Annotated in this window: 14 protein-coding genes and 1 tRNA gene; 2 read left to right on the top strand and 13 right to left on the bottom strand. The window is 27.8% G+C overall.

What is annotated here, in order from left to right; genetic code table 11:
- Window positions 1-41 precede the first annotated feature (41 nt).
- The 8 genes from CLOPA_RS08865 to CLOPA_RS08835 all read right to left on the bottom strand — a co-directional run bounded on the left by CLOPA_RS08865 (window position 42) and on the right by CLOPA_RS08835 (window position 7,131).
- Window positions 42-254: a hypothetical protein gene (locus CLOPA_RS08865; RefSeq protein ID WP_015615091.1), complete on the bottom strand. Its 213-nt coding sequence runs from the start codon at window positions 252-254 to the stop codon at window positions 42-44.
- 75 nt (window positions 255-329) lie between these two features.
- A complete protein-coding gene (locus CLOPA_RS08860; protein ID WP_015615090.1) occupies window positions 330-3,347 on the bottom strand; it encodes a hypothetical protein in 3,018 nt (1,005 codons plus the stop codon).
- A gap of 21 nt (window positions 3,348-3,368) precedes the next feature.
- Entirely contained in the window at window positions 3,369-4,241 is an 873-nt protein-coding gene (locus tag CLOPA_RS08855) for a hypothetical protein (RefSeq protein WP_015615089.1), read from the bottom strand.
- A 77-nt stretch (window positions 4,242-4,318) separates the two neighbouring features.
- Window positions 4,319-4,621 carry a hypothetical protein gene (locus CLOPA_RS08850; protein WP_015615088.1) on the bottom strand — a complete coding sequence of 101 codons (303 nt, stop codon included), beginning with the start codon at window positions 4,619-4,621 and terminating at the stop codon, window positions 4,319-4,321.
- Window positions 4,622-4,661: 40 nt separating this feature from the next.
- Window positions 4,662-5,534, bottom strand: a complete 873-nt coding sequence (locus CLOPA_RS08845) for a hypothetical protein (protein WP_015615087.1) — start codon at window positions 5,532-5,534, stop codon at window positions 4,662-4,664.
- Window positions 5,535-5,871: 337 nt separating this feature from the next.
- Window positions 5,872-6,024: a hypothetical protein gene (locus tag CLOPA_RS24975; protein ID WP_015615086.1), complete on the bottom strand. Its 153-nt coding sequence runs from the start codon at window positions 6,022-6,024 to the stop codon at window positions 5,872-5,874.
- A gap of 11 nt (window positions 6,025-6,035) precedes the next feature.
- Entirely contained in the window at window positions 6,036-6,365 is a 330-nt protein-coding gene (locus tag CLOPA_RS08840) for a hypothetical protein (RefSeq protein ID WP_015615085.1), read from the bottom strand.
- An 88-nt stretch (window positions 6,366-6,453) separates the two neighbouring features.
- On the bottom strand, window positions 6,454-7,131 hold the full coding sequence (locus tag CLOPA_RS08835) for a helix-turn-helix domain-containing protein (protein WP_015615084.1): 678 nt from the start codon (window positions 7,129-7,131) through the stop codon (window positions 6,454-6,456).
- Between the two features lie 613 nt (window positions 7,132-7,744).
- Between CLOPA_RS08835 and CLOPA_RS08830 the strand changes: the two genes are divergently transcribed.
- A complete protein-coding gene (locus tag CLOPA_RS08830; RefSeq protein ID WP_015615082.1) occupies window positions 7,745-7,966 on the top strand; it encodes a helix-turn-helix domain-containing protein in 222 nt (73 codons plus the stop codon).
- A 458-nt stretch (window positions 7,967-8,424) separates the two neighbouring features.
- Here the strand turns inward: CLOPA_RS08830 and CLOPA_RS23685 are convergent, their stop codons facing one another.
- The 5 genes from CLOPA_RS23685 to CLOPA_RS08805 form a co-directional block, all read right to left on the bottom strand.
- The gene (locus tag CLOPA_RS23685) at window positions 8,425-9,363 is read right to left on the bottom strand and encodes a zinc ribbon domain-containing protein (protein WP_015615081.1); all 939 of its coding nucleotides are present in this window, start codon (window positions 9,361-9,363) and stop codon (window positions 8,425-8,427) included.
- A gap of 754 nt (window positions 9,364-10,117) precedes the next feature.
- A complete protein-coding gene (locus tag CLOPA_RS08820) occupies window positions 10,118-10,366 on the bottom strand; it encodes a hypothetical protein (RefSeq protein ID WP_015615080.1) in 249 nt (82 codons plus the stop codon).
- Window positions 10,367-10,372: 6 nt separating this feature from the next.
- Window positions 10,373-11,329 carry a tyrosine-type recombinase/integrase gene (locus CLOPA_RS08815; RefSeq protein ID WP_015615079.1) on the bottom strand — a complete coding sequence of 319 codons (957 nt, stop codon included), beginning with the start codon at window positions 11,327-11,329 and terminating at the stop codon, window positions 10,373-10,375.
- 135 nt (window positions 11,330-11,464) lie between these two features.
- On the bottom strand, window positions 11,465-12,463 hold the full coding sequence (locus tag CLOPA_RS08810) for a GGGtGRT protein (protein ID WP_015615078.1): 999 nt from the start codon (window positions 12,461-12,463) through the stop codon (window positions 11,465-11,467).
- A gap of 21 nt (window positions 12,464-12,484) precedes the next feature.
- Window positions 12,485-13,177 carry an iron-sulfur cluster assembly scaffold protein gene (locus CLOPA_RS08805; protein WP_015615077.1) on the bottom strand — a complete coding sequence of 231 codons (693 nt, stop codon included), beginning with the start codon at window positions 13,175-13,177 and terminating at the stop codon, window positions 12,485-12,487.
- A 474-nt stretch (window positions 13,178-13,651) separates the two neighbouring features.
- Here CLOPA_RS08805 and CLOPA_RS08800 point away from each other — a divergent pair.
- Window positions 13,652-13,733, top strand: a tRNA-Leu gene (locus CLOPA_RS08800).
- Window positions 13,734-14,288: the final 555 nt, after the last annotated feature.

Below are 14,288 nucleotides of genomic sequence, written 5' to 3'. Positions count from 1 at the left end.
TTATTCACACCAAAGTTGCACCTGTTTTGCTGTAACTTTTTTTACGTGCTGTGCTTGTTTTGCTGTAACTTTTTTATTTTAATCATTCTCTGCTTGTTTTGACTAAAGAATGTAAGAGCATCAAACAACATATCAGTCTTTGAAAATAACCATATATACTTTTGACGACCTGACCTATCTGGAACTTGTCTATATGTAAATCCCAGTGTAAATAAATATAGTTTTAATCTTTCTGACGTTACCACATAATCCATATTAATACCTCCAAATTATATTTTTGTTATAGGAGGCTTCCCTACAAGAACCCCCCCCCTGTATATGTATTGACTTTAACTAACCTTGCTCTTAATTTCTGATTCTTTAATTAATATATAATTCATGTCATAGATTTTAATAATCTGATCATCTGCATTTACTTTTCTATATAATCTTTTTAATTGTGGTAGTTTTTCTTGCTTGTCCTGAAATATTTCCAAGAAAGTTTTGCTATTTGTCTTAAATAATATAGTTAATAATTTTCTTGCAATATGGTCATATTCGTTAGTGTGGCATAGAGTATGTATTATTTTATACATTGTATCTTTTGTAACTTTATCTTTATATTTTTCAGCAAGTTCATTCTGTTTTGTCTTGCATTTTATATACTTTTCACTGCTCTCTAAGTTATCACTGCTCCATATCTGTTTAGAATCTTTGTTGTATTCTTCTGTGTCTGTGATAATATTAGGAATTTTTCTATTGTCAGCACCTGATAAAGATACTTCTTCTTTATCTATCAATCTTATTAATTGCATTAGATCATTTTTACTATTACGTTTTGCTCTAATATTTTTAGTTTGCTCTGTTATAACTTCTTCGAGTATATCCATTCCAGTGTCATAGGATTGATAGCAATATTTATGTTCTTGATTTTCTTTCTTGGCTATATATTTAAAAAATGTAGGTCTAACTTTTGTTAGTTTATAATCCTTTAGCTTATCCTTATAGTCTACCAATTGTTGCCTATAGTCTTTAAGGTATTCCGAATAATTCATATCATCAATCTTACAATCTTCTCTATTATGCTTATTGATCTTAAAATAAATCATTTCATCATACAATTTATTGATTCTTTCACTTGTTTTATAGCTATCTTTATGCACTAATTCAAAATCAAGATATTTTTCTCTAATCGCATCAAGTTCCACTCCATTATCTACTGGTATTTCACGTTTTGCTTTATCAATTTCAAGACAGCTCATTACGTCTAATTGGCATATAGCAGAATATAAGTCTTGCACTCCTGTATCATTAATTGACTTACCATCTACATTAATCATGTGCCATAATTTTGAGTTTAATTGCTGGCTACAGTTAATAATTTCTCCAATCAAGTTAACAGAAGTTTTAACATCTAAATCACATTTTTGTTTAGCATTATTTAGCCTTGGAATAGATTTTTTATATTCCTTAGCAATACAATCTGTTGGTACTAAAAATTTATTTCTATTATTGTTGTCTAAATTCTTATGAAACGCTTGTAATAAACAATGATTATTAGTTAACAGTAATTGGTCCGAATCAAAATCAGCTGATGATAAAGTCTCAAGCAAGTTATACTTCATACTATTTACACAAATAATTTGTGGAGTTAGATTAAAATATTTATCTAGTACTGGACACTCCACATTCTGCATCAATGCTAAATTCCCCATTGTTACGTGAGGTGAGCGACAACCAAGTAGCTCTGTATAAGCAAAGTTAGTACAATGTACTTCATTTCCTACTAGAACACTATTTTCATGAAATGCCATAGGATGCTCTATATCTTTTATAGTAGCTTTAAGCATTTCAAGACCATTACCAAATAAAACTGAATAATTACCTTGGACGAGAACGTGTCCCTTACGCATATTCTTAATAAAACTATCTACTGCATCATCTCTGAAATCTTGGAATACATCTGTTTTTTCTACATCATTATTACACTCTAATAAACTAAACATTAAATCATTTGTGTTATTAAGATTACGTTCTTCAATAGTTTCACCTAGTTTCATTTTTAAGTGCTTTCTGAATACATTGATATCATTTTTTAATAACTTAATATAATCAAAACTTGGCTCTAGGAAATTTTCTATCTCTGCCTTGTCCATCTGTAGAGTATTCAGGAGTTGATAGTGGGTTGAAACATATTCTCCATTAAAATAATGTGTAGGCTTATCGTATTTAACTACTCCCCATGTACTCTCTAACTGATCTAGATAGTCCATGAAATTATCATTAAATTTTAAATATTTAATACTACTAGGAGTCGTAATCATTAAAATATCCTCAATTTTTGTTGCCTTAGTTGTTCCATTTAATTGTGATATTTCTGTTATATTATTGTCGGAGAAAAACTTCTGAATATTTGAATTAAAACATGCTGTTTTTGTCATTCGATTTCTCAAAAGTAAAAATCCTTTATCAGAATATTTCTCTGCCATTATGCTACTATCTAGCAAAGATTGACCATCCCAAATTGTATTCTTTATTTTTACAGTTTTTGGTTTTGTTATTAGTTTATTTATACCGTCTATAACTTCTATTTCTGTTGCCATAACTTCATCAGTTAACAGACTATCATAATCATTTATCAATAATATGTTTTCTGGTTTAATTTCTATAGTATCTATAATCGAGCTTGTTGTAAGTGCTATATAAGCTTCTAGTGCTGCTAAATCACATTCGTCTGCTTCACCAAATTTTAATCCCATGTAAGACCACTCAATAATATCATTATATAAATCTTCTAGTATAAATAAGCATTTACCAATTCTACTAGAGCCTGATGACCTTTTGAAACGTACCATTTTCTTACCATTTAACTTGAATCCATTTTCATAAAGTTTATCTCTTATATCTTTAGAAGATATTATTGTTTCTCCACAATAGTTTGTCTTATCTTTCTTATTTTTTATAACTCTAAAAGCAACTAATACATCATTTTCGTAATATTTATCATTGGGAAAATCTAGTTTTTCTAATTTAACAGTATCTATATAATTAAATTTTATGTAATATTTATATTTCTTATCTTTCTTTATGTAAGATTCTACGTATTCTTTAACAGAATATTTAAAAGTGACACTGACAATAGCATCTGTGTATTGTTTATTACCTATGTTATAAAATATGTTTTGTTTTTCTGTATCATCCTTATATACTGATTTAGCAACCTTATCTAATTGTAGACACTCTAATGAATAATCTAAGGTAGCCTTATATCTCTTTTTATTTTCACCTTTTGTTTTTAATCCTTTTTTACCTGAATTTAATAAATCTTTCCCCTCAATTTGTATAATATTTGTATTTTTATTCATCATAATATATATCCCCCTATTTTTCTAATTGATATTATCTTCTATATTAATAGTCTTAATATTTTTATTACTTAAGCAATAATGTTTATTGATACCTTTCCATTTAAAGTTTGAATAATTATCAGCCTTTTTTTCTGCAAGTATTTTAAGAGCATATGGAGAAATAGCAACTCCTACCTCATATAGATTTGCACTAGTATTTAGGATTTTAAATTCATTATCTTTGACACCTACAATAGTATCTTTAGAATATAATTTAGGTAATAATCCTGCATTTCTATATGAATACTCAAAATTACATAATGTATAATTATTATTGCCTATACTTTTACTCTTACCTAATTCTTCTGAAACTTTATTATATTCTTTTATTAAGCATATTAGATATTTCTCTAATTCTTTATAATTATCTATATCACATGTCTCGTAGTATAAATCACTATGATAATATCCACTCATAAAGTTATAGCCACTATGACCACCAAAATGCTTTAGACATGCTAGAAATATTGGGGAAGCATCTCTCTCACAACCCTTTAATTTGGAAATTAATTCAAATCTATCCTTGACATAGGCATGAGTGAGTTCATGTAATATTATAGATTTCAAGTTATTAAATGCTTGTTTTTTACTGTAATAAGATATCTGCTTATTATAATCTGTATATTTTTTTATTTCATCTGTATCTATGTAGATTTTATGAGTATCATTTTCATACTTATATAATCCTGCATATTGGTTGTCTTTAGGACATTTTTCCTCCTGAATTGTAATTGGATAATCTAATAATGGTCTTCGTTGGTATTTGAAACATATCTTGCGTAAGTGTTCCATTTCCTTGGATAATAATGTAATTAATAGTTGCTGGCGATCCTTTTTTGTACTTTTATTTTCCATAATATAATTCCTTCTCCCTAAATTTAATTTTTATTTTATACAAGGGCAGCTATGTTTTTGTAGCCACCCTGTATGTACTATCTTAAATCTAATCCTTTTCCCCAAGGTGTTTCCTTATTATTCCTTACTACTTTTTCTAATTCATTTTTAATTTGTTCTTGTGTCATTCCTTTAATCTGATCCTGTGCTTTATCATAAGATACCTTATTAAATATGCACTTTACTTCCTTGGCAGATATATTAAACTTATCAGCCACCTCATTTAAAACAACATCATCATGCTTTGATGGATAATATCCACCGTCCTTTTGCTTGTAAAAATCCCACCTATTCTCGCAATACTCCCAAATTTTTAATTCATCTTGACTAAAATTTTCCATAATTATACTTCCTCCTAAAAATTTATTTATATAGAAAGCATTATTGCTTTATATGCTTGTTAACATCAAAACCACATTGGGTTAATAAACCTTCATATTTCTTTTTTAATTCCTCAAATTCTAATGTATGTTCTGCCTTACCTTCTTTAATTTCTTCCAGTGATTTATTGTATTTTTCCTCAACATCTAATAATTCTTTAACATCTAAAGCTTTTTCTTGTTTATAACATATATCAATTAATACTTCAGCTTCATTTCTATCATCAATCCTAGCAATAATATTATCTATAGATACTTTTCCCTCGAATATAAGATTTTGCTTAGTTCTATGTCTCACCGTTGCACCCCATGCAAACTTTAATGCTATTTCCTTATCGGTTGTCCAACTTAATCCTTCCCAAGATTGACTATATTCATTTACACCTCTATATACTGTTATATAAAAATCATCATCAAGTTTTAAATCACTTATATCTATTTCAACATTTGCAATCTTTCTCCAAAGCTTAATATCTTCTGGATCAAATAATTCATGTCCAGAATCTATGCTAGTCCACCAGTTTAGAAATACATAATACTTTAACTCTGGATTTATTCTTGTATCATCATCCAAAATATCATATAATGATTGTCCTCTTTCAAACGAACCTTCACTTAATAATTCAGCATCTATAAATTCCAACTCATCCTTATACTTTAGCTTCATTTTCTTTTCATAATCCTGAACTGATAATTTTTCACCTAATTTCTCATCTAATGAGAATATATCTATCTCCCATCCACATGAATTACATTTAAACCATCCATTATGTTCATTTGTAATTGGTTTATGACAATGAGGACACTGGTCTATAAAAATTCTCCAATATTCTTCATTGTGATCTTTTGAAATTTGTTCTAATTCTTTTTTCATAATAAATCCTCCATAGTGTCGGTCACTACCCGTAATTTTTATTTGTAAATATTTGGACAAGTGCTCATAATTATTGACGTTTTAAATTTTTTGTGGTATCATAATGTCAATGTAAAGAAATAAATTAAATACATCTTCATCGTGAATGTATAAAAATTAATTAAATTGGTAATAATTTATATGAAGAAGAAATTTGGTAGATTCCCTCTTATATTTGAAATTTTGTATAGACTTCTTGAGTATGTCAGTTTTTTGAATAAATTAATGGTTTTGGTATGGATTTTTTAAAATTTTCTATGCTTTATTTGTTGTTGAATAAATTATAATTTCAAGGTGATTAATAAGTATCTTGTCCCCACATCTTCATTATTTCCTTATTCTTTCTATGTTGCTCTAGCTGCTCTCTTATAAGATATTTGGATATTTTAAGTAAAAACATAGCAAGTTTCCATTTCATGCAATAAATATTATAGTTTAAATATTCCTTCATGTGTTTACCCCCTAAAATGCTTCTAGCAATATTTCATTGCCACTCTCTAGTATAATGTGATAGTCTTCTACATCATAAGAATTACTACCTGTATATTCAGAATATATTTTTGAAATATCTTTATATTTTACATCTAAGAAGCCATTCTCGAACTCTGATCCACCTATACTCAATAAAGTATCATGTTCATGTAATATACTTCCAACTTCAAAATTATCTAGTTGCAACATATACTCTTGTTCACCTTCAACTGTTAAAAATACATCTTTACCGTTCAGTTCCTCCTGTAAATTATTGTAAAACATTTCTGATTCCATATCTAATTCTTTTCTTCTATTCATTTTATAAAATCCTCCTAAATTATAATAATATTTATATTTATAAAAGTGGTAATTAATATCACTTTATATACTAATTAAACTAATATTCTTATTCACCATCAATATTTTTTTTCTTAAATTTATTTTCATAGTATTTATAATAATAAGAAATATCAAATGAATCAGCTAACAAAGAACGTATATATTCATTTATTGTAATGACAGCACCCATTATACAATCTATGTTTCCATAGTCTTCATATTTAGGCGGTCTATTTTTCATTGTATCAAATGCACTAGATAATGAGTTAATTGTATGATGAATCATTGTTATAATCTCTTTATCATCCTTATCTAAAATAACATATATCATATCACATAACATATTTACTACACGGGATATATCTGTTTCTTCTAATTCATTAAACATCATTCTTAACTCTTTTAATAAGCAGCTAACATCATTCTTAACCATCAATTCATTTGAATATGACTCAAATTCTTTATTAAATTTTTCATCTGAAAGTTTATTAATATGATATTTTCTCATAATTTTTTGAAATCTTCTTGTTTCAATTTCTACTATTTCATCATCAGTATAATTATCTTTAAAAAATAACTCTCTGTTGAGATTAAAGTAACCTTCTAATTGCAATAATCTATCATCAGTTATTTGAATTTTACCATTTTCCCAGTTAGATATTGTTTGTTTACTTACTCCAAGCTCTTTTCCTAAATCATCCATAGACATATTAAATGTTTTTCTAATATAAGTTAATCCTTTCAAGAATAATTAACCTCCAATCTATTAATGTTGTGTTTCTATATTTTATATATTACGCTCACTTAATACTATTGTCAAGTATATTTTTAAATTTTCATTTCATAATACTTATGTAAACAGGATTTATATTTCAATAAAATAAAAAGTGTGTACAAAATTAAAAAATCAAAATTGATAATCTAATTTCATACACACTTATGGATTCAGAGAATTTAATAAGTTTTACTGTATTTATCAGATTTAACATTATCACTTTTTTATTACCAAATCAATATATTGTTTATACTTTTGTAAATTTATTGGGTTAATTTCGATATTAAAGGTTTCACACAATAAAATAAATTCATTAAGTAGTTTAATACTCATTTAATCACCTCTAAGAAATATTTAATTTAGCTTATGTGTATAATATATATGAAATATTCTATGTTGTCAACAATTTTATTTATAATATTTATATTTTATTTTATATAATAATAAATTAAATAATAAATCAAATATATTATACATAAATCGTATATTGATGTTATTGAATATTTTTAATTTATTTTTATCGTTATCTCTATATTGTATATTTTATTTAATTATTGTATAATTTAAACGAGGTGATTATAGTATGATAATAACAAAACTCCATATTAGAATGGCTGAACATAGATTAACACAGAGTGAATTAGCCAAAAAGACTGGAATAAGGCAGCCAACAATCTCTGCTTATTGCAGTGACAATTATAAAATGATAAGTAAAGAACATTTAGATGTATTTTGTAAATTTTTTAACTGTAAATTAACTGATATTATAGATTTCGTAGATGATACTAATGATAATAAAGAATAAATTAAAATCTAATAATTATATAAAGAAATTAATTAAAATCTTACAGTACATTTGCCCCAAAATACATAAACCATATGCAATCCCTTTATACGTGCCATTTATAAGGATTTATAAGATTATACTGATATAGAGATAATGTTAATAGAAAATTAATTAAAATGAAATGAGAGAATATTATATTACATAAACAACAAATACTGGTAGTTATAATTATTGATTATGATGTATTTACTATGAAAGCATCTATTATCAATGATAATTCTGTATAAATTCTATATAACAATTAATTAAAATCTAACTGGGTGAATTATACTGTAACCAGTTAGATTTTTTTATGCCTATAAATCCTTTAAAATAGCCATTCTTGAATTTATATAAAAATTCTATTGCAATTTAATTTATTCTTATTAATTATCACTTATTGTCAGATAAAATAATAATAAAATAAATTAATAATGTTAATGGTCTTGGATTGATGTAACAATTCCATTATCTAAATATATGTATCTATAATTTGGATAAACCCATTGTTCAGATGTACCATAAGCAGTTGTTGTTCGATTAATACTTTTAGGATTTCCCCATGTAGATTTTCTTACTTGATCAGCAGTCATACCAATTGTTGGGTCAGTTGGTGTTGGTGGTGGAGTCGTATTACTATCTGTTGTATTTGTAGTGGTGTTATTATATTTATCAAAAGAACCGTCATTTGTTGAACCTGTAATGGTTATATTCTTTTTAAAGTGTAAAGTATTATTACCAGACACTGTATCATGAATTACATATTTGCCTATTAATCTATTACTTATATCATCAGATCCATTAGGAGTTGTAGTTATTTCTAAAGTATAATTGCCATTTTTTAATTGAAAACTGTTATCACTAAAAGAATGTGTTTCTACTTTTCCATTTTCTACAGGATTTAGACCATCTTGTGACTTATAATTAGTTGAATCATTTGTTAATGTAACCATTAAATTCGTACTATCAGGTAGATTTGTAGTAATGTTAAATTTTGTTCCATTAAAATCAGTTACTGGTGTTGCATCCATAGTTACATTAATAGGTTTATTATCATTAGTTACATCAGTAGCTTTATTATTATAATAGTTATATCCTACTATCCCTCCCAAAACAACTACACAAATAATTGCTACAATCAAAGAACGTATAACTAAATTATGCCTTTGTTTTTTATATGTATTATCATTAATAGTATTATCTTCTTTAATTTTTGTAGAATCATCCTTTAAATTTTCCTGCTTGCCTACCTTATTTGAATCATCTTCTAAAATACTATTTTTCTCGACTGCTTCTATTTTGCAACCACAATAATTACAAAATAAACTCTTTTCTGGAATCTCCTTGTCACACTTTGGACATATTTTACTTGGCATTTTTATCCCCCCCCTGTTCTATTGTATTTATAAATGCTGTCTAAAGCATTATAGTTTTGGTCTTCAAATTTGGCATAAACTTCAAATAATTTCACTATAATTTTACTCTTTGTCCAAAATATTTGCAATTTATTTATTAATATGCACACTGTCTTTTCTTACTCTCATGCTCTCAATTCCTGATTAATTAAGTTTTTTAATTGAATCACTTGACTTACCGAACTAAACTTCTTATATTTTTGGAATGATAAGCAATTGTGAGGAAGATATAGTTTGCCCTAGAAAAGAGCATAAATGAAAAGAACTACCAAACTAATGGTAATTCTTATATTTTTGTTTATGATGAAGTTGCTGAGTATAGTAACTGCTATTGTTATTAATACTTAACATATAAATTACTGCCCTTATATGTGCCTATATGGCTTATATTAATAGCTGCCTTGCGACCAGTAAGCCTACCTATCTAATTTATTTAACGCATAGATACAGGCGTTTGACGGGTATATGCCACAATAACAGAAATAATATATAACCGAGTACGATTTTCAGCATTGGCTCGACCACACCACTAGAATTATTTTAAGTTGCTCTAGTGCTTGGACAACTCACATATTACCTTAAAAACGGCAATAAGAAACTAGACCTTGCAATTCCAAAAAATTTTTGTTAAAATTAAGATACTGGGAATTGGAATTCGTAAGGTTTCATTCAAACTATATTTAATTATGGTAAGTCAGTGTGTCGGAGCACTGACTTATTTTATTTTCCGGAACAATTCTTTTACTTCACATTCTGCTAATGTTATATAATGTAAGTCATCAAAATTAATAGGTTTGTCTGCTATCCCTGAAGCTTTATAAATGTAGAATCCACTTTCATTTTTCTCCACAATGTAGATATAAACTGTCCCCCATTCTTTAATATCAACTTCTTGAACAATGATATTTTCTTCGTTGATTCTTGATATTAAATAAAACTCTTTAATATACTTATATTGATTCATAATTACTCACCTCTTATTTTTTTGTTTCATTTTTATATGATTAGTACTGTTGAATTCTTCCAAAATATCATAATCATTTATTTCTTTTTTTAGGTCTGAAACTAATATGTTGATGTAATTCTGAGTTATCAGTAAACTGGAATGTCCTAAAAGCTTTTGTAATATTGCAGGATTTCTCCCTGCGAGGATAAACTTTTTTGCTGATGTATGTCTATATCTGTGTATACCAGTTTTTATAATACCTCTGTCATGGTTATATTTATTTAAACTTCCATTTAAAGTTTTTTTGCATAATTGCTTGTTGTATGCTGTACAAAATAAATATTCTTCATTGCCTTTATACTGTCTTATTTTTAGATATTCTTTTAATATTTTCATGATAGTTCTATTTAAAGGCAGTATTAAAGGCTTTCTGTTTTTCGTTACATTAACATAAACAACTTCATTTTCTAAGTCTATATCTTTAATTTTTATATTAATTAAACTATTTAGTCTTACTGCGGTACTAATCAAAAAATTTACTATGACATAGTTTCTATATTCCACAAAAGTACATTTTTTTAAATCTGGCTTTTTTAATAGTATTTTTAATTCTGCGTCTGAATAACTTTCTATGGCTGTTTTATCTACTTTGGGTAAAGATATTCTAAAAGTAGTCATATAGTCCATACGCATAAAAAAATATAGAATTGTTTTAAAATCTCTGCAATAAGTGTGTAAAGTTTGACTATTAATATTTAAATTATCCCTGCAATATCTCACAAATTCACCTATTGTTTTTGGAGTAATATCTTTTATGGCAGTATCTTCATGTAAAAACTTTATTATAGCTTTATAGCCTTCCTCATAATGCTCGATTGTTGCTAATCTTAAGTTCCTAGATTTACAACTGTCAATAAACTCTTCAAAACCTTGCTTAAATGTTTTATTATTTTCTAATTGAATTTTTAGTTTTTTTACCATACTTCCACCTCTAAAAAAGAACGAAAAAAAGAGCCACGTTTTATTAAAAAATTAATAAATAACGTGACTCGCTTTTTTTGTTAGTTTTTTGAAATTTTATCGGTGTATTATGTTGTCAGTACACTCTAAACCCTCTTATCTTGAAGTTTCTTCAATAGCAACTGCTACTGCAACTGTAGCTCCAACCATTGGGTTGTTACCCATTCCGATAAGACCCATCATTTCAACGTGAGCTGGAACTGATGATGAACCTGCGAATTGTGCATCTGAATGCATTCTTCCCATAGTATCAGTCATACCGTATGAAGCAGGACCTGCTGCCATGTTATCTGGGTGAAGAGTTCTTCCAGTACCACCACCTGATGCAACTGAGAAGTATTTCTTTCCTTGATCAACACATTCTTTTTTGTATGTTCCAGCAACTGGATGTTGGAATCTTGTTGGGTTAGTTGAGTTTCCTGTTATTGAAACGTCAACGCCTTCACTATGCATTATAGCAACACCTTCTCTTACGTCATCAGCGCCATAGCATCTAACTTTAGCTCTTTCTCCGTCTGAGTAAGCTGTTTCTTTAACTACATCTAATTTTCCAGTATAGTAATCAAATTTAGTCTGCACGTATGTAAATCCATTTATTCTTGAAATTATAAATGCAGCATCTTTTCCAAGACCGTTAAGTATAACTTTCAAAGGCTCTTTTCTTACTTTATTTGCTGATCTAGCTAATCCAATTGCACCTTCAGCAGCTGCAAATGATTCGTGTCCAGCAAGGAAAGCAAAACATTTAGTTTCTTCTCTTAAAAGCATTGCTGCTAAGTTTCCATGGCCTAAACCAACTTTTCTGTCATCTGCAACTGATCCAGGAATACAGAAAGCTTGTAAGCCTAATCCTATTGCTTCAGCAGCTTCAGCAGCCTTAGTACATCCTTTTTTAATAGCGATTGCAGCACCTACAGTGTAAGCCCAACACGCATTTTCAAAACAAATTGGTTGAATGCCTTTAACTATATCATAAACGTTTATTCCCTTTTCATCACAAACAGCCTTAGCTTCTTCTATTGTGTTTATGCCGTATTCTTTTAATACAGGTATAATTTGGTCAATTCTTCTTTCATAACTTTCAAATAATGCCATTACGTTTCTCCTCCTTACCTATTATTCATGTCTTGGATCGATAACTTTTACAGCTTCTGCAAATCTACCATAACTTGAAGTAGCTTTTTCCATTGCTTCGTTAGCGTCCACACCCTTTTTAATCATATCCATAACTTTACCAAGGTTTACGAATTCGTAACCTATAACTTCGTTATTAGCATCTAATGCTAAGTGTTTAACATATCCTTCAGCCATTTCTAAATATCTAGTTCCCTTAGCTTTAGTTCCGTACATAGTACCAACTTGGCTTCTAAGTCCTTTTCCTAAATCTTCAAGACCTGCTCCGATAGGTAGTCCACCTTCTGAGAAAGCAGTTTGGCTTCTTCCGTATACTATCTGTAAAAATAATTCTCTCATTGCAGTATTTATAGCATCACAAACTAAGTCAGTGTTTAATGCTTCAAGTATAGTTTTTCCTGGAAGTATTTCTGAAGCCATTGCAGCTGAATGAGTCATTCCTGAACATCCAATTGTTTCTACTAATGCTTCTTCGATTATACCATCTTTAACATTAAGAGTTAGTTTACATGCACCCTGTTGTGGAGCGCACCAACCTATTCCATGTGTTAATCCTGATATATCTTTAATTTCTTTAGCTTGTACCCATTTTCCTTCTTCTGGTATTGGTGCTGGTCCGTGGTTAGGTCCTTTAGCAACACACATCATACTTGATACTTCTGTTGAGTAAATCATATTTATATCTCCTTCCTGTACAAATAATTTACATTTTCCCTTTCATTTATGAAAAGGATATACATAACCATGTTTGGCCTATGTACTTGTAATTACTTTTAACCTATTTCATTGTAGCAAATTGTTTAAAAAGTAACAATGTTTTTTTGAAAAAACATAGCATTATGGTAGAAATTTTATGTTTTATTGTAATATTATCTTCTATTTGTTCCTGTTACTGTATATATGTTTTATTTGTAGCATTTCTAGTAGCTATAATACTAGTCTAATATCCTAATTATAAAATAGAAATATTTTTCCTATGAATTTCATTTCTTTTTAGACTAAATAAACTTAAAAATCAGATTAATTTTATTCATGTTTTTAATATCCATAATTACAATTTGCTAATTGTATCTAAAATAATCATAAAAATATTTATAAAGAAACTTGACTATAAATTTACTCTATGCTATATTATTACATGTCAGCTTTGCCGATGTGGCGGAACGGCAGACGCACACGACTCAAAATCGTGCGGGAAACCATGTGGGTTCAAATCCCACCATCGGCACCAAATAAACCCAGTAAACAAGCCAGTTTATGGGTTTCTATTTTTTTATCTCATAAAACTTTCCTTAAATTTTACCATAAGATTATTTAATAGTAGACTTGTAAAAATCCTCACTCAAATTATATATTATGGAATAATTAAATACAACCCTCATACATATCTTAAATACTCTAAAAAATAAGGGTAGTACAAAATTTCTACCCCCTAAGTCAAAAAAGGATATGCACCATATGGGTACACACCCATAAAACTTTTATATATTATACTGATAAAGTATATTATTTTCTAAAATAATGTTTTCATTAATCTTTTATAAATAGCATCATTAACTTCTATTATACTTTTCTTTCCATCATTAAAATATAATCCTAATATATGAATTCATTTCCATTATAATACTTAATATGTACAAGTATCAATTATTTCTTCATTATTCCTTACAAAAGCCAAAAAAGGATGTCACTATTTTGGCAACACTTTATAAAAATTAATAAAATAAAATGTTTTGCAAATAATAACAATAATAAGTTTTAAGTATATTAAATAAAAGTTTAAGAG

Origin of the sequence: Clostridium pasteurianum BC1 (assembly GCF_000389635.1) — a bacterium.
Lineage (GTDB): Bacteria > Bacillota > Clostridia > Clostridiales > Clostridiaceae > Clostridium_I > Clostridium_I pasteurianum_A.
This window is presented reverse-complemented; position numbering and strand designations above follow the sequence as displayed.

Coding starts and splice junctions, on each gene's coding strand:
- CLOPA_RS08855 (WP_015615089.1), bottom strand. CDS start 4,241: ATGGAAAATAAAAGTACAAAAAAGGATCGCCAGCAACTATTAATTACA.
- CLOPA_RS08815 (WP_015615079.1), bottom strand. CDS start 11,329: ATGGTAAAAAAACTAAAAATTCAATTAGAAAATAATAAAACATTTAAG.
- CLOPA_RS24975 (WP_015615086.1), bottom strand. CDS start 6,024: ATGAAGGAATATTTAAACTATAATATTTATTGCATGAAATGGAAACTT.
- CLOPA_RS08865 (WP_015615091.1), bottom strand. CDS start 254: ATGGATTATGTGGTAACGTCAGAAAGATTAAAACTATATTTATTTACA.
- CLOPA_RS08805 (WP_015615077.1), bottom strand. CDS start 13,177: ATGATTTACTCAACAGAAGTATCAAGTATGATGTGTGTTGCTAAAGGA.
- CLOPA_RS08830 (WP_015615082.1), top strand. CDS start 7,745: ATGATAATAACAAAACTCCATATTAGAATGGCTGAACATAGATTAACA.
- CLOPA_RS08810 (WP_015615078.1), bottom strand. CDS start 12,463: ATGGCATTATTTGAAAGTTATGAAAGAAGAATTGACCAAATTATACCT.
- CLOPA_RS08860 (WP_015615090.1), bottom strand. CDS start 3,347: ATGATGAATAAAAATACAAATATTATACAAATTGAGGGGAAAGATTTA.
- CLOPA_RS08845 (WP_015615087.1), bottom strand. CDS start 5,534: ATGAAAAAAGAATTAGAACAAATTTCAAAAGATCACAATGAAGAATAT.
- CLOPA_RS08850 (WP_015615088.1), bottom strand. CDS start 4,621: ATGGAAAATTTTAGTCAAGATGAATTAAAAATTTGGGAGTATTGCGAG.
- CLOPA_RS23685 (WP_015615081.1), bottom strand. CDS start 9,363: ATGCCAAGTAAAATATGTCCAAAGTGTGACAAGGAGATTCCAGAAAAG.
- CLOPA_RS08840 (WP_015615085.1), bottom strand. CDS start 6,365: ATGAATAGAAGAAAAGAATTAGATATGGAATCAGAAATGTTTTACAAT.
- CLOPA_RS08820 (WP_015615080.1), bottom strand. CDS start 10,366: ATGAATCAATATAAGTATATTAAAGAGTTTTATTTAATATCAAGAATC.